This is a genomic window from Coprococcus sp. AF16-5 (assembly GCF_003479365.1).
In the GTDB taxonomy this organism is placed as follows: domain Bacteria; phylum Bacillota; class Clostridia; order Lachnospirales; family Lachnospiraceae; genus Coprococcus; species Coprococcus aceti.
Map to the genome: position 1 here is coordinate 336,599 of NZ_QUGZ01000003.1, position 16,063 is coordinate 352,661.

At 43.2% G+C, this 16,063-nt stretch carries 17 protein-coding genes; all 17 read right to left on the reverse strand.

Annotated elements, in window-relative coordinates:
• Window positions 1-27 precede the first annotated feature (27 nt).
• A complete protein-coding gene (locus DWW70_RS10120) occupies window positions 28-1,569 on the reverse strand; it encodes a recombinase family protein (protein ID WP_118427045.1) in 1,542 nt (513 codons plus the stop codon).
• Window positions 1,554-3,203: a recombinase family protein gene (locus DWW70_RS10125; protein WP_118649806.1), complete on the reverse strand. Its 1,650-nt coding sequence runs from the start codon at window positions 3,201-3,203 to the stop codon at window positions 1,554-1,556. The genes DWW70_RS10120 and DWW70_RS10125 overlap by 16 nt, the downstream gene beginning before the upstream one ends.
• Window positions 3,204-4,832 carry a recombinase family protein gene (locus DWW70_RS10130; RefSeq protein ID WP_117468927.1) on the reverse strand — a complete coding sequence of 543 codons (1,629 nt, stop codon included), beginning with the start codon at window positions 4,830-4,832 and terminating at the stop codon, window positions 3,204-3,206. It lies immediately after the preceding gene.
• A gap of 135 nt (window positions 4,833-4,967) precedes the next feature.
• On the reverse strand, window positions 4,968-5,183 hold the full coding sequence (locus DWW70_RS10135) for a DUF6870 family protein (RefSeq protein WP_005361189.1): 216 nt from the start codon (window positions 5,181-5,183) through the stop codon (window positions 4,968-4,970).
• A gap of 600 nt (window positions 5,184-5,783) precedes the next feature.
• Window positions 5,784-6,206, reverse strand: a complete 423-nt coding sequence (locus tag DWW70_RS10145) for a hypothetical protein (protein WP_015542925.1) — start codon at window positions 6,204-6,206, stop codon at window positions 5,784-5,786.
• A 504-nt stretch (window positions 6,207-6,710) separates the two neighbouring features.
• A complete protein-coding gene (locus DWW70_RS10150; protein WP_055201467.1) occupies window positions 6,711-7,103 on the reverse strand; it encodes a winged helix-turn-helix domain-containing protein in 393 nt (130 codons plus the stop codon).
• Between the two features lie 131 nt (window positions 7,104-7,234).
• Window positions 7,235-7,492: a DUF3592 domain-containing protein gene (locus DWW70_RS10155; RefSeq protein WP_071441246.1), complete on the reverse strand. Its 258-nt coding sequence runs from the start codon at window positions 7,490-7,492 to the stop codon at window positions 7,235-7,237.
• Window positions 7,493-8,066: 574 nt separating this feature from the next.
• Window positions 8,067-8,690, reverse strand: coding sequence for a VanZ family protein (locus DWW70_RS10165; RefSeq protein ID WP_025580950.1), 624 nt, complete (start codon window positions 8,688-8,690; stop codon window positions 8,067-8,069).
• A gap of 80 nt (window positions 8,691-8,770) precedes the next feature.
• Window positions 8,771-8,950 carry a cysteine-rich KTR domain-containing protein gene (locus DWW70_RS10170; RefSeq protein WP_074021989.1) on the reverse strand — a complete coding sequence of 60 codons (180 nt, stop codon included), beginning with the start codon at window positions 8,948-8,950 and terminating at the stop codon, window positions 8,771-8,773.
• A gap of 128 nt (window positions 8,951-9,078) precedes the next feature.
• Window positions 9,079-9,729, reverse strand: a complete 651-nt coding sequence (locus DWW70_RS10175; RefSeq protein WP_006861334.1) for an ABC-2 transporter permease — start codon at window positions 9,727-9,729, stop codon at window positions 9,079-9,081.
• Complete coding sequence (locus DWW70_RS10180) at window positions 9,722-10,582, reverse strand: ABC transporter ATP-binding protein (RefSeq protein WP_117686263.1); 861 nt, start codon at window positions 10,580-10,582, stop codon at window positions 9,722-9,724. Before DWW70_RS10180 ends, DWW70_RS10175 begins: the two co-directional genes overlap by 8 nt.
• Entirely contained in the window at window positions 10,575-10,958 is a 384-nt protein-coding gene (locus tag DWW70_RS10185; protein ID WP_002578893.1) for a GntR family transcriptional regulator, read from the reverse strand. The genes DWW70_RS10180 and DWW70_RS10185 overlap by 8 nt, the downstream gene beginning before the upstream one ends.
• A gap of 204 nt (window positions 10,959-11,162) precedes the next feature.
• Window positions 11,163-11,933 (reverse strand): response regulator, encoded by a 771-nt coding sequence (locus DWW70_RS10190; protein ID WP_117686262.1) that lies wholly within the window; start codon window positions 11,931-11,933, stop codon window positions 11,163-11,165.
• Between the two features lie 187 nt (window positions 11,934-12,120).
• The gene (locus DWW70_RS10195) at window positions 12,121-14,505 is read right to left on the reverse strand and encodes an ABC transporter permease (RefSeq protein WP_117506281.1); all 2,385 of its coding nucleotides are present in this window, start codon (window positions 14,503-14,505) and stop codon (window positions 12,121-12,123) included.
• Window positions 14,506-14,519: 14 nt separating this feature from the next.
• Window positions 14,520-15,185, reverse strand: coding sequence for an ABC transporter ATP-binding protein (locus DWW70_RS10200; protein ID WP_004611618.1), 666 nt, complete (start codon window positions 15,183-15,185; stop codon window positions 14,520-14,522).
• Between the two features lie 5 nt (window positions 15,186-15,190).
• Complete coding sequence (locus DWW70_RS10205) at window positions 15,191-15,451, reverse strand: hypothetical protein (RefSeq protein WP_117686261.1); 261 nt, start codon at window positions 15,449-15,451, stop codon at window positions 15,191-15,193.
• A gap of 182 nt (window positions 15,452-15,633) precedes the next feature.
• Window positions 15,634-16,050 carry a hypothetical protein gene (locus DWW70_RS10210; RefSeq protein ID WP_004611616.1) on the reverse strand — a complete coding sequence of 139 codons (417 nt, stop codon included), beginning with the start codon at window positions 16,048-16,050 and terminating at the stop codon, window positions 15,634-15,636.
• Window positions 16,051-16,063 lie beyond the last annotated feature (13 nt).

Consider the following 16,063-nt stretch of genomic DNA (forward strand, 5'->3'; position numbering starts at 1 on the left):
ATAGCTGTTTCAAATGGGTGTTCACGGTTATACTTCCTTTTCGGATTCCTTAGTTTCTAAGAAATCCTGTGTTGCATATTCAATCTCAATCCGATCTCCTGGAAAGACGTAAACTTTATTGATAAGCCGGTCAATCAGAGCTTTTGTCAGCATGTTGGCGTTTCCGACTTTCTGCACAATTTCCTGTTGTTTCAGCTTAATCTCATAATCACTTTTTATCTGCTTTGTCTGTGCAGTGATGACAGCATGAACATTTTTGGCTTGTACCAGTTCCGTGTCATAAACCGCTTTTCGTGTCCGATAGGTTTCCAAATCAATCTCTCCGAGTGCATACTGCTCATAAAGATACCGCTTGCTATCTTGAATAGAACGGAGTTTTTCTTCATGTTCGGCCTGCTGGACTGTCTGCAAATCCAATTTATCCTTATTGCTATCAATTCCCAATGCCGGACACATTTGAGCCCGAATTGTTTCAAATACAACCTGCTCCAGATCTGCCATCTTTATGCGCACACCATGACAAGGAAGCGTTTCAGCCACCTCGGAATGACGGCAATAAAACCACGCACCATTTCGTAGAGACATTGCATGATCGCAGCATCCGCAGAATACCTTACCACGGAGCAGATAATCACGCGGCTTTTTATTTGACAGAGAGAAACGCTTAATTGAAGCATTGGCTCTCTCAAATAGATCCACACTTACAATAGCCGGATGATGGTTCGGGATTTTGAACCACTCACTTTCATCCTTTAACTGTGTATGTCGGCTGCCAATCTCTTTTACCTTTCTCTTGCCAATTACATAGGTACCGATATATCTTTGATCTTCTAAAATACGCAGAACCGTTGATGTACTCCAAACGCCGTTTGTTCGGGAAACATTGTAATAGGCCTTGCCTTTAAGTTTGCGATATTCCCCAGGGGTGGGGATATTCATGGCATACAATTTTCTTGTGATCTCGGCTGCGGTGTTGCCTTCAGACGCCCATTGAAATATCATCTGCACATTCGGGGCAACATCCTCGTCCGGTTCCATACGTCCGTCTGCACTCTTGCGATAGCCGTAAGGACAGATGACACTCTGATATTCCCCACGACGCATCTTTGCGTATTTTGCACTTTGGATTTTCATGGACATATCCCGGCTATACCACTCGCTGATAAGATACTTGAAAGCAATATCAATCCCTCCGGTATCACCTTTGAAATTAGCTGTGTCAAAATCATCACTGACGGAAATAAAACGGGTGTGATAAAGAGGAAATACCCGCTCAATAAAATAGCCGGTTTCAATGCTGTTACGTCCAAATCGGGAAAGGTCTTTTACAATAATACAGTTGATTTTTCCGGCCTGAACCATTGTTAAAAGTTCCTGCACCGCCGGACGCTCAAAGTTTGTCCCCGTATGACCGTTGTCAATAAATTCCAAAATCTCGCTGTCATCCCATTCCGGCAGAGACATAGCTTTTTCACGAAGAATCAGTTTTTGATTTGGTATGCTCAAACTTTCAGTTTTGAAATCTTCCACAGAAAGACGGATATAAAGGGCAATCACATAGTTGCGCACGGTTCCACCGCCTTTCCCTGAAATTCATTTTTGAAACGGAAGGTCACATGAATATTCCGCTCGTGGTCTATCTCAATTCGTTCAATGAGCCGTTTGATCAGTTCTACAGTCAGTACGTGATCCTGTGCCAGTGTTTTTGCATCCTTTTCCATTGCACGGTATCTGGCAAGCTGGTTGTCCAGAGAGTCCATAGATTTTTCAAATACTTCAATCTCACCAGACAGAGCATTGATAGCATGTTCATAATCCGCTTTCAATTCAAAGTATTCGTCATTTGTCAAAATACCCTGCACAAAATTTTCATATAGGCCACGGATCAGCCGGCGTGTTTTTTCAATTTCCTGCCGTTTGGCCGACATCTGAATTTTCAGCTTATCTTTTTCCTGTTTTTGTCTTGTCTCCAACTGAAAGAGTGGCAGCGACATTCCCAGCGCAACTGTCAGCTCTTTTTCAAGAATAGCCGTAACAGTAGAAATCAGTTCTTTCTCTTGTATCATCGCACCTTTGCAGCTATCTTTTTCTACCCGGCTGTTTGTAAGGCAGTGGAACCAGTAAGTGTCGGGTCCTTTCCGGCGCTCGGCGCGTTGCCTGTGAAGGCTTCTGCCACAATCAGCACAGAACACTTTACCTTTGAAAATGTTTGGTGTGTAGGGACGTTTTGGAGTTGCTTTGCTTTCTTCACAGATCTGTTTTCTGTATTCCTGAACTGCATTAAACAACTCATGGCTGATGATCGGTTCATGGGTGCATTTTGCAATAATCAGATTATCTTCTCCAGCCTTGACCTGCTGATGATCTACAATCTTTGTTTTTCCTTGCACCAGATCGCCTGTATAAACTTCGCTTTCTAAGATTTTCATCACTGTGCGGGTCTGCCATTTGCCACTTCCGATCAGTCCCGGACTGGTAATCTCGCCAGTGGTCTTTTTATAATGGCTCGGTGCCGGAATTCCCATCTCATTTAGATTGCGGACAATCCGGTTCAGTGCCACATGCTCATGTGCCCATTCAAAAATCTGTTTTACCACAGGGGCAGTATTTTCATCAATCAGAAGTTTATGGCAATTATCCGGGTCTTTCCTGTAACCGTAAGGCGCCCGTGCACCAATATAGTCGCCATCTTTCATAGCCTGCCGCGCCTGTGCTTTGATTTTTCGTCCAATGTCCAGAGCATAGGCTTCATTGATCATATTTTTCAAAGGCAGCATGATACCACCATGAAGATTTCCGGAATCCGCTGTGTCAAACTGATCCGTAACAGCAATGAAGCGAACATTATGAGCATGGAAATACTGTTCGATATAATAACCTGTGTCAATAGAATTTCGCCCTAATCGGGAAAGATCCTTAACAATCACACAGTTAATGTGGCCTGCTTCAATATCAGATAGCATTTGCTGAAATCCAGGGCGGTGAAAATTTGTCCCTGTCGCTCCGTTGTCGATATAAGTATCATACACAACGAAGTCCGGTTTATCCGAAAGAAAGTCATTCAGTACCAGTTTTTGGTTTTCTACTGAGCAACCCCGCTTTTTGTTATCCTCCACAGAAAGACGGATATACAGAGCCACATGTACATACAAAGATGGTGCCGGCATAGGAGCTGCCGTCTGTTTTCTGCTTTTTCTTGCCATTTAGCTCACCATCCTTTCTTCATTTTTTGTAGCAATCTGTTCAGCCAAAGAGATTGCTTTCTGATATTCATCCTGGTAATTAAATTCAATATGCAGTTCATCTTTACCCATTACCCGTATGCTTCGGATAAGCTGCATGACTGCCCGGCGGTCAATATCCTCCATAGTAGAAAATTTCATAAAATGGTTGATCCAACGGTTTCGTTCGCTTCGGTTTTCCAATACATCTGTAAGTTTATCGTTCCATTCAGCGATTGCCTTTTGGAACAGTTCAATATCTGCATTGTATTTTCGCTTATAAGAGAGAAATTCTTCCTTTGTCAGAATTCCACTCACCAGATTTTCATAGAGTTTTGCCTTAAAGCCCTCGGTCTGTGCCACACGCTTTTCATTTACTCTGATCTGTGCGGCATATTCCTGCGCCAATTCCCGGTTGATCCGTTCCTGACTGATACTGGACAGCAGGGCATCCAGAGAAGCAACATTTTCAATATGTCCTTTCAAACTGTCCTGCACACATTCAATCAGATCCGACTCTTTCAGCATGACCGACGATGTGCAGCCATTCTTTTTGCCGGTCGGGCAGTAATAATAGTGATACTCTTTGTCTTTATAGCGGTTCGTCTTGCGGGTCATACGGCAGCCACAGCATCCGCAGATCAAAATACCGGAAAACAGGTAAACCTTATCCGATTTGGGAGAAGTCCTTGTGTCAATCCTGCGGAGCCGTTGCACCAGATCAAAATCGTGCTTTTGTATGATCGCTTCATGGGTTCCCTCCACACGAATCCATTCCGAAGAAGGTTTGTCCTCACGCTCTTTTAATTTGAAATGGGGCGTTGTCTGTTTGCCCTGGACCAGTGTTCCGGTGTAAGTTTCATCCTGCAAAATGCGGATGATTGTAGTTGCAGACCATTTGCAATCCTTTCGGTCTGTATAGCCACCTTTTGCATGAGGCATTCCGTGATTGCGCTTATACGCTAAAGGCGAAAGAATTCCTAATCGGTTCAGTTCATCCGCTATATGGGAAGCGCTGAATCCCTCCAGCCGTTTTCTGAAAATATCCCTCACAACATTAGCAGCATATTCGTCTACTTCCAAGCTCTTGTGTTTATCGCCGACTTTCACATAACCATAAATGGTAAAAGCACCTACAAAATCCCCGCTGCGCCGTTTTACTTCCAGGGCGCTCCGTGTCTTAACGGAAATATCCCGACAGTAAGCCTCATTCATAATGTTTTTGACAGAAACCGTGAGATCATCGGCAGCGTCATTTTCCGTGTCCACATTATCGTTAATTGCGATAAAACGCACTCCATAGGCTGGAAATACCCTGCGCATATAACGGCCTGTTTCTATGTACTCACGACCTAAGCGGGAGAGGTCTTTGACAATCACGCAGTTAGCTTCGCCTTGTTCGATCATCCGCATCATTTCCTGAAATGCCGGGCGATCAAACAAAACACCACTATAACCATCGTCAATTTTTTCTGCCACAACCTCAATTTCCGGGTGTCGGGCTATGTAGTCATCGATCAGGCGCCGCTGGTTAGCAACGCTGTCACTTTCTACTGTTTTATCATCCGTATAAGAAAGACGGATGTACTTAATCGCTTTGTAAACCTGCATAAAAAAACACTCCTTTCGTTGCACAGAAAAATCCCCGCAATTCAAGAAGTGTGGTTATGCCATATTCAATTCCTTTTCCGATTCTTATTCTACCATGCTTTTACGGAAAAGTCAGCCCCTTTCTTAAAATTGCACCTATCGCAAAATACCCTTGATACATTCTTCCAGGGTAGCACCTTCAGCAGAAAAGCTGGCCTGTACAGTAAAACGCCCACACTTAAAATGGTATGGATTTTTGATTTGCTGAACGAATTCTGCAATCCGTTCATCACGGGAAAGTTCTTTGTTGACAGAGACATCCCGAATGTCTACCAGTGTACCCACTTCACTGACAATGGTATTCAATTCCATAGTATCAACTCCCTTCTGAAAACTGTGTTATCAAAACCACATGAATAGGTCGGATCTATGGTTATTACACACATAAATCCGGCCCATTATATCTGATTTCGATTTTACTGCCGTATTTGCCACGCACCCCGGCAAGTCCTTCTGTAATAAGGACGGGGCTGTTACAGGCTGCGGGTAGCGTCACCGCATCATAGTCCCGCATACGCCGCCGCTTTGCCAGAGCAAGCAAACGCCGCAGGAACTCTCCCCAAGTCTTTAGGAAGCTGTGAAGAAGTACCATTATGATCTGCGTCGTTATCGCGTCCGGCCTGCCACAGCCGGTTTCGTAGGTTGCGTTTATCGCTCGGACAGCCTGGATCCATCACCTCCTTAGGCCGCCTGTCACCGCGCCGCCCCATCTGCCGCTCGGAACACAGAATGAAGTACCTGTAACAGCGTATATTCGGTTGTCAAGGAACAAGCAAGGGGCATGGCAGACAAATTGATATTGCAGTTGGGGTGGGAGGATGTATATGCTTCCTTACCACACCCGTCCAGCTTGTCCCGCCGAATATGTCCCTCTACTATTCAGTACATTTTTAGGGGCAAAGTTGCCGTCTGTTATAAAATTTCTTTGAAATATTTTTCCAGACTACGCAATCCGGCTTCGATAGAACGGGTGATCCGGCTTTTGTGTGTTCCTTCCGCTTTGGCAATATCTGCTTTGCTCATGCCAAGAAAAAAGTGTGCATAGATTCGTTGGCGCTGCTTTACCGGAAGTTTGGAAAGACCTTTATAAATCAACTCCGTCATTTGGCGCTGTTCCCAAATTTCTGCCGGGTTAAGAGGCTTTTGCAATATCTCACGCTCAATACCTTCGTCTCGATCCAGAGAGTAAAATGCTTTATAGCGGTATGTACGAATCCGATAGGCTTCTTCCAACAACATATATTCCCGAAGCAACAAAGCAACTTCATCCGGCACCTCAACGATCATGTCCTGTGTATAATACGGGTAATAATCCCGAAGATTGATTTTCTTCATAGTAATTTCCTCCAATTTCGATGTTTGAGTTGATGGCAAAAATCGAAATCAGAGGGTGGGCTGCGGCAGCGATAAGGTCTAAGTCTCTTTCTGATTAAAAAAAGGGTACAAAAAAGCGCGCCCGTACAAAGAACAGGCGCGCCAAAGCAGCAGTATGAAATTTTTCCGGGAGGTTGACAGCGAAAATGCTCAAACTTTGTCGAAACCAAAAACGCCGCAATCCATACGAGCTGGACTACGACGTATAGGTGACTGAATGTAAAGCAGTTTATCTGCAGATCTGTGTTGCATAGACGCATAGGCATTTCCTCCCATCAAGGAGGAACCTGAATCGGCTGCTTGATACCTCCTTGGGAGAAAATTATATCGGTTATGTTTCCTTTATCAGTCCGCAGATATTCGCTTTTTACTCTTTATATTCGCAATTTTCCACATATTCCGCTCTTAGAATATATGCTGCAAAAAGCAAGCCCACAAGGGGAAACAACACCTTGTGGGCTCATGTTATAGATGTTCAAATTTATAGCCGATCCCGGCGACACTCTCAATATAGTTTGGAAGATCCGGTTCAAAGCGCAACTTCTTACGCAGCTTACTTATATGATTATGAATCGCTTTTCTCGAATAGAAATCACAATCCTCTTTCCAAACCAAATCGGTAATCAGTTCGTAAGTAAAAACACGTTTGGGATTGGCAATGAGCAATGCCAGTATATCAAACTCCTTACTTGTCAGGTTGATCATCCGTTCCCTAACCCTGACAGTGCGGTGTTCCAGGCATAGATAAAGCTCGCCTTCCTGTATTTCTGTTAGAGGATTTTTCTTTGCTGCGAAGGAAGTGTGACAGGAATTGAATACCGTTCCATGACAGGCTCCTTGTTCCAAAATATATTGCATTAGAGCATTCTTTTGTTCCTCGTTAAGAAGCAGAAATAACTTTTCTCCGATCTGCTTGCCGGATTCTTCTATATCAAAAACAGCTAATGTCCCATCACATCATCACCTCCGTATTTTAATAAATTTATTGATTAGAGTTCAATTCTTGCTTTCGATGGCTTATCTTCACAATAGATAACTTTAATCGTTGTTCCCTTGTCAGGGACTTTGTTTCCTGCGCCAATCCATTTTCGGCAGATGTAATCTTTGCCGTCTATCGTATATTTGACCTTGATAGTATGCGGAAAGGCTGCGCCATCCATCGCATGAACGCGGGCAGGTTTACGATTCACTTTTAACCACCATTGTTTTATAACTGAAATTACAGTTCCCATTGTTTCTTTTTCCATAAGTTATACCTCCAATGATATTTTTGATTGATGATACCTATTTTCTATTCAGCCTTTTCTTTGTTTGTAGTAAAAGCGGAACGCTGCTGCGCCGGTGGCCGCCAACTGTACCAGAATCAGCACAGCAAACAGACCGAAGCTCTCATAGTAGAACAGTTCATCCCAAAAATATAGTCTGTTCAAATGATGCCATTTATTGTATTCTAAATTTGTAGGTAAGCTGAACGGGTAACTTACCAAGGGATAGCGGCAACAGATGTCTATCTAACCATACTACCATTGAGATCGAAAAGTATGAATTGAAGAGTACAATAATAGGGTTGATTGAGGATCAACTTTTATTTTTTGTACCTTCATGTTAGAAGCCGTTGTGGACTATTACCTAAAAATAATAGATATAACACAAAGAGAATTATTCAATCTGTCCAAGCATAACAGGAAGGAAAAGATTGAAATTCCATAGGTAGTGGCTTCGTTGACGCGACTAAGTTCAATACGGAAAAATCGGTCTGCAGGTGTGTCAAACAGAAGACACTATTTTTTTATATCTGAGACCGATTGTTTCCGATACAATTTATGGAACATTCAGCACATCATGGACAAACCAAGTCTGAGCCGTGACCATAATGGCAAATGTGCAAATAGCAAAGAGAAGTACTTCAGCCACAGCATTGACACGGCTGGATTGAAGTTGCTTTTTCAGATTGGCAGGCAAGATTCTTGACAGCAGACAATAAACTAAAAATCCAATACAGGCTCCAGCGGTATTTGTCATCAAGTCATTGATGTCGGAAGAACCCCAGCCAAACATCTGGACAATTTCAACAGCCAAAGAAAACAGAAAGCCAGTCAATGCAACCGTCTTCATGTGATGATATTTCTTGTACAGCAGCGGCAGGAAAAATCCCAACGGGACAAACAGAATAATATTCAGAATGGTATCAATTGGCCCAGTTATCATACCGATAAATGGAGTCCAAGAAATGTTCGGGCGAAAGGTCATTGTGCTTGTAAAGCCGATGCCTGTGACGGTCAAAAGTCCGAATAAATAATAACCAAAAACAAACACTGCAGCGGTATGGAGAAAACTTTGTGTTCTCCCCAATTTTTTGAGCCACAAGAAATACAGTACGAAGACTGGAACCATAAACACATACCCACTAATTGAGCGGATGAGAATATCAGAAATTGGTATCATTATTATCTCCTTGTCAAATTCAAATTTATTGCCCATTCCAGCATTGAGCATTTTCTCATAAAGCAAACAGAATACTGTCATTAGTAACGACGGTATTCCCATAATGCTAATCGTAAGTCTAATTGTTCAATGTCGATTAGACATTCACTTTTACATTTTGGACAAAAGAGAGGAAAATTTTTAAGTACGGTATCTTCCCGAATTTTGTCGCGTGTTTTATTCCCGCAGACTGGGCAGCGGATGAACTCTGTTTTCTCCATATTGTTCACTCCGAATTGCGATCATTCTTTTTCTTATCCCGATATTTCCGTATGAGTTTATTACGGATAGGAACGCCAACACCAAGCAAAAGCACAACTGCCAAAATTGTGAAATCCATACAATCACCTCACATTTCTTTGTTCTTCATAATCCGAATGGACAAGAAGATCGAAACCGCATACATCACGACAATAGCAAAAACCGCAAGGAAAACGAGAAGTATCGGAGAAGATTCAACGACTGAAATAATTGATTTCCCGATGGCTGGCATTTTAGAGAGAAGAAGTAAAGTCACCAAAAAACCGGCCACTGGAATATACATAAATACCCGTCCTTTGATTGAACCGTACTTGTAATATCCCGGAATCTGGAACACGGTATAGAGTGCAAATAAGAATACTCCTGCAATAGCGGCAGTTACAATGTCAAATACGCCAACTGTTTCACCCAGCACTTTCAAGACAAGCGGCTGTGCAATCAAAGAAATAATCAAGGAAAGAAGCCCCATTGCAAGGACGAAAACATAGCGTCCGATCACAAGCTCGCTTTTCCGAACAGGTAAAATACCAAACAGCCGATCCATGCTGTTTTTTTCTGTGATGGAAAAGGTATATCCCGTCGTCATAGCAATAAAGCACATGGCAAATGATACCCCTGTCAGCAAAGAACGGTTGATTGCGGCAAACACAATCGGCAGAAGCAGGGTAAAGCAAATCGTCTTAAAATATGGTTTTACCAATGCAATATCTAATTTTGTGGATTTCAAAATATTACTCATAATCGTCACCTTTCTTGCTTGTAAACACTACAATTTCATCAATAGTGGCAGGCTCAACGGTCAGGTTAGGGAAACCGCTAATATTTTCGGTTTTCATCAGCGCCTCAAATCCCGTAGGGAATGTACGAATACCAGCCGCCTTATTTTTCAGATCATCGGACAGTTCCTCAATTCCACCTTTTACAATGCGGAACATATCTACAAAATCATCTTTGCTGCCAGTAAAGAACAACTCGCCATAACTGATGTAGGTAATATAATCGGCTGCACGCTCCAAATCGCCTGTGATATGGGTGGAGAACAAAACACTATGTTCGCCATCTTCAATATACTCCGAAAGAATTTTCAAAAGTTCATCTCTGGAAACCGGGTCAAGTCCACTGGTCGGTTCGTCAAGGATCAGCAGTTTTGCGTCGTATGAAAACGCACAGGCAAGCATTAACTTCATCTGCATACCTTTGGAAAGTTCTTTTACCTTTTTGGTTGGTGCAATGTGAAATTTCCGTAACATATCCGCAAATTTCTGGCTGTCCCAATTTGGATAAAATACCGAAATAGACTTTTCAACCTGCGACACTTTCCAATCATCACTGAAATAATTTGTATCGAAAACAACGCCAAGCTCTGATTTTACTTTTTGTTCTTCTGCGATATTATCCAGCCCCATCACTTTGACTGTGCCGCCGGTGCGCTTGAGCATATTCAAAATCAGTTTGATTGTCGTTGTTTTGCCAGAACCATTCGGGCCGATCAAGCCCATAATATATCCCTTTGGCAAAGTAAAGCTGATATTGTGAAGTTGAAAAGAATCAAAAGATTTTGAAAGATTCGTTACCTCTAAATAATTAGTCATCTGTTTTTACCTCCGTTAAAATGTCCAAAAGGCGATGTAATTCCTCTGTGGATAGATTTGCCATTCTTGCAGCTTTTATTGCTTCGGTGAGATTGTTTTCTACTTTGCAAATAAGCTGCTCCTTAATCAGTTCTGAACCAGACCCCATTACGAAACATCCACGCCCCTGCACATTTTTAACAAAGCCCTCTTGCTCTAATTCTGTGTATGCCTTTGTCACTGTTAAGACGCTGATCTTTAAGTCTTTGGCAAGTGTTCTAAGGGAGGGCAAAGTTTCTTCGGCTTGAAGCTCGCCAGATAAAATAGCCGCCTTGATCTGCTGTTTAATCTGCTCGTATATGGGGACGCCAGATACATTTGAAATAATCAGTTTCATTGCTGCATCCTCCGTGTGTTTTAACTGTTGTGCTGTTATGTATAACAGTATAACACGAAATTTTTCAAAAAGCAATATAGTTTAAGAAAAGTTCATAATAGCAAAAATTGGTCGGGACAATAAATTTACTGTCCTGACCAATTTCTCATAAAAAAGCGTCTATCCTGTCCACTACAAAGACATATTTTTATATGTGTAACGATCTCATTCCACAAAGAACAGAACCCGCCGGATCAGCTCCGGGATATTGACCGGGGCGGTGATATAGTCGTTCACGCCCTCATGCCGGTATTCATATTCCGTGGCAGGGTCGTTGTTCTCGGTGAGGATAAAGAACGGCAGAAGCCGGACATGGGGATTCTTCATTTGGAACATCCCCGCCACCCGCCGTAGCGTATGAAACAGCTCCATTGCTGTGCCGTCCGGCAGTTCCAGATCGCACAAGATCAGTTCTATTTCCTTATCCTCAAAAATCCGGCGCTTGGCTTCCCAAATCGAGGAAACCAGAATCAGGTCAAAGCCCTTTTGTAGCATAGCAGCCCGCAGCACTTCGGCGCTGGTATCTTCTGCATAGACAAAGAGCAGCTTGTGAAAAGTCGGGGCCTTTTCGCCGGATAACTGCCGGTAGGCGTATTCCACCAGCTTATCTTGTAGTAGCAGTCCTTTCATTTTGTCCATGCACAGCGTCGCGCCCCGGCGCATAGCCTCCTGTTCGTAGTCGTCCTTGTCATGGCAGGACGCCAGAACAAAAGGCAGCTCCTTGTCTGCGGCCCGCACCTCGTCCAGAAAGTCCATGCCAGAACCATCCGGCAGGTCGAGATCACAGCAGACCACCAGCGGCATTTCCTCTTGGATGGCGGCCCGCGCTTCTTTCAGCGTACAAGCCGTTTTCACCGGGTAGCCCCGGTGCTGTAAGTATATTTTCAGACACCATGTATAGGTGTCGCTGTCGTCGATCAGCAGTATCTTTTTCATGTGTCCTCACCCCCAATATTGATTTACCACAAGCATAAACTACAAATGTTACACAAATGTCCGAGGTGCCTTTGATTTCGACAGAAAAACAGGCTGAATTGTTACAACGCTCGGACATTTCAAAAATTTTTTTGAGAAATGGCGAAAAAAGCGGGGCAGCACACGCCGCCCCGCCGATCCCATACGGCTATTCCATCGTCCTGATTTGCTCAACAAGAGATTGTTTTTTCAGATTTCCAGTTGTGTAAGAAATCAAGGTGAATTGCACAATCAGCAGGATTGCTAAATATATCAATACGATCAGCCACGGAAATGAATAGTAAAAGTATGGATTCATCGTTTTCACAACTACCTGTACGGATAGGAAGCCCAGTCCAGTCCCCAAAACCAATGTTACCAGCGTAGCAAAAACTGAATACATCAACCCCTCATAGCACAGCATTTTGATAAGCTGCTTTTTACTCAAACCAATCGCCTGTAACATTCCAATTTCCTGCCTACGGGATAAGAAGTTTGTGATTGTCGTATTGACAAGGTTGATTAAAGAAAAGCACACAACAATAACAGCCACGATCAACAATACCCCGATGGAAAGTTGTTGAAGTCCGCTATAATAAGTGATACTTTCTTTTATGGTTTCCATAACCAAATCGCTATTTCCGTCTATCAGTTGATTTAATGCAGCTTCAACTGTATCAAATTTTTCCATATCGGTAATTACAGAAATCGTACCTGTGCAATCTATCCCGGTCGCTTCATTCATAAACTGCTCCGGAAGCGCAAAGCATTTTGAGAAGCCGGAGTAAGAATATTCGTTTACAATGCCCATGACGGTATAGGTCTTTGTGCAAATTTGGCCGGATTCGGTTTTATAGTCCACTTCGACGGTATCACCCAACGCAGCCTCAATATCATAGAGATCGGCACGCTCTTGAAGCAAGACAATTCCATTTCCTGCCACCAGTTCATCATAATCAGTCGTTCCCGCAATTCGCTCTTTCTCCAAATTCTGCTGTTCATCTCGGCAAAAGCCCTGAATCCATTTTCCAGAATTACCATTTACACGATATTCTGCGTCCGTGTAATACCAGTGCTTGATTCCTGTAACGCCATCAATAGATTCTACTGCATTTACAAAATCGGCATTTAGAGAATTCTTTTGCTGCAATCCAGACAAAGAAATACCAGCAGTGTCCCACGATTGATTTGCGTTGAGCTGAATGTTAAATTCACCGACAGGGAACGCCCTGCCTCTTGCCTCTGCAACGCCATCATAGGAAACTAACATTGTCGAAATCAATACAACCAATACTCCGCCGAGTGAAAGAGAAAGTATTGTTAAAGTGGACTTTGCCTTTTGTCTGGACAGATTCATTTTAGCAAGTGAAGCAGGCGTTATTTTACGGTGCAGCACGGAACTTTCTTTCATTTTCCCCTGATAATCGGAATATCGCAATGCTTCCAGCGGAGATACTGCCGCAGCTCTTTTTACAGGAGTATGAATGGCAATCATCACAATAATAAATGCAAAAAGGCCAACCCCGGCCGTCACACATAAAGTGGTCAGCCAGTACCAACCGGCAGGAACCAGAAAGTACCCAATCACATTTCCAATAACCAGACCAATTGGGATAGCAATGGCAGCAAGTAATTTCCCCTCGCGGTAAACCATCTTTTTGATCTGTCGTTTTGTAGTTCCGATTGTGCGAAGCTGTCCATAGTTACGGATACTGCTTGCTACTGAAATATAAAAAATCGAATAGATCACAATGCCGGAACCAATGAAAGTTACAAAACCAATCAAGAAATAGAACAGCATATCGCTTCCGTGATTTTCGTCCTTTAAGTTAAAATATGTGGAACGGACAATCACATTATCATCGGAAATTTTTAATTGCTGCGCCAGAGTGTTTGCATAGTTGGTGGCTTCTTCCTCGCTCATATTTTGAGCGCCTTTCAGCCCAATGTAATAATCAATCATGCCCTCGTCGCCATACTGCTGTCTTACTAATTCTTTCGATATAATGGCTGTATAGCGCCCAATATCGCCGGTTTTCACATCTAAGATTCCCGTCAATTTGAAATCATGGGTAGTGCCGTCAGAAAAGGGGATTTGAATTGTCTGTCCCAATTCATTTGAATAGCCCAAACTATCCAAAAAGGATTCTTGCACTACAATTTCATTCTCCGAAGCTGGTAAATCTCCCGAATAGGGCATACTTTGGGATTTTAGCATATCTGCATTTGCATAAGTAAAATTCACGGTTGAATGGTTTACCTGTTCAGAAAATGCGTTAAAAAATTCCCCAACCCACGCAATTTCTTCTTGCTTGTATAGTTCCTGTCCCTGTTGTTCAGAAATCGCATGATACATAATCTGCGCTGTTTTTTGGTTGCGGTTCTGCGTTTCCTGCATAACCCCAAAGCCATAGAGGACAATAGCAGATAGCAATGCGCTGGCAAGTGCAATCGTCAAAATAATAAAGATATTTCTTTTTCGATTTGCCGATATACTGCGGTTTGATATGCGCTTTACTATGCCGTTGGTATCATTTTCAAAAGGCCATGTCATAGCCTGCCACCTCCTTACTCCACAATCTTTCCGTCCTCAATGCGGACAATCCGATCTGCAAGGCGGGCAATGTCGTCATTGTGCGTAATCATCACAACAGTTTGCCGGAACTCCGCACTGGTGCGCTTGATAAGCCCCAGCACCTCGGCGCTGGTCTTGCTGTCAAGGTTGCCGGTCGGCTCGTCGGCCAGCACGATAGCCGGTTTGGTAATCAAGGCGCGGGCGATAGCCACACGCTGCTGCTGTCCGCCGGAAAGATTGTTCGGCATATTTTTCAGTTTATCTTCCAGCCCCAGCAGGTGAACGATCTCGTCCAAAAACTTCTGATCCACCGTGTCCCCGTCCAGCTCCACCGGCAGGACGATGTTCTCATACACATTCAGGATGGGAACAAGGTTATAGTTCTGGAAGATAAAGCCGATGTTGCGGCGGCGAAAGATGGTGAGCTGTTCGTCGTTCATCTTCGACAGTTCTTTGTCCCGGACAATCACATTGCCGGAAGTAGGGGTGTCCAGCCCGCCCATCATGTGAAGCAGGGTAGACTTGCCGCTGCCGGAGGTTCCCACAACGGCCACAAATTCGCCGTCATTTACGGAGAAGTTCACGCCGTCAAGGGCGCGGGTGATGTTCGGCTCTGTGCCGTAATACTTTTTCAGGTCGATAGTCTGTAAAATGCTCATAAAATTCAATCCTTTTTTTGTTTGTTGTAAATGCGGAACGCTGCTGCGCCGGTGGCCGCCAACTGCACCAGAATCAGCACAGCGAACAGGCCGAAGCTCTCATAGTAGAACAGTTCATCCCAAAATAGGAGAACATCACAGAGAGCAGTCAAGGCAACCGTGCAGCGGATGTGCCGGACCAGCCATTGCCGGAACACCAGCACAAGGGCAACGGGCGGGACGATCAGCAGCGCCAGATTCAAAATCAATGTCGGGGTCAGTTCCATTGCGTCGCCTCCTCACTTTTGTTGATAAGGGTATTGTAAAACCCAAATGTCCGCGAAATGTTACAGCGGCCAAAAAATTTCATTGAAAATCGGGGTGAAATGTTACAACGCTCGGACATTTCAAAAAAATTCACGGCGGACAGCCGGAAATGGTCGTCCGCCGAATCATACTACACAATCTTTTAGATAGATTGATTGTGAAATAATTTCAATCCAATCACCACATCTATCATAAGTTCCACAATGAGAATTATACTAATGGCAACATTAAAATTACATAGGTTATATAATCCGATATAGATTTCACAAGTAAGAAATACAACTTGCAGACACAAATTTAAGTATGTCACTAAATGCTCGTTAGTTCTATTCCACAATCTAAACAGGAACATTGTAAAAATAGGTTTTCCCGTAAAAGCAAAAAGCACTGACAATACCGGCACCAAAAATACATAGTAAGAATCTACTGCATTGCTGGGGGATGTACCTACCCATTGAATTGCTATTTTATCAGGAACAACGAAAAATAAAACAATAGATAAAATAACATTGATTATTAAGATGATTGTTGTTGCTTTGCAAAAATTGATTTTTTTCATGGTGTTTTCTCCT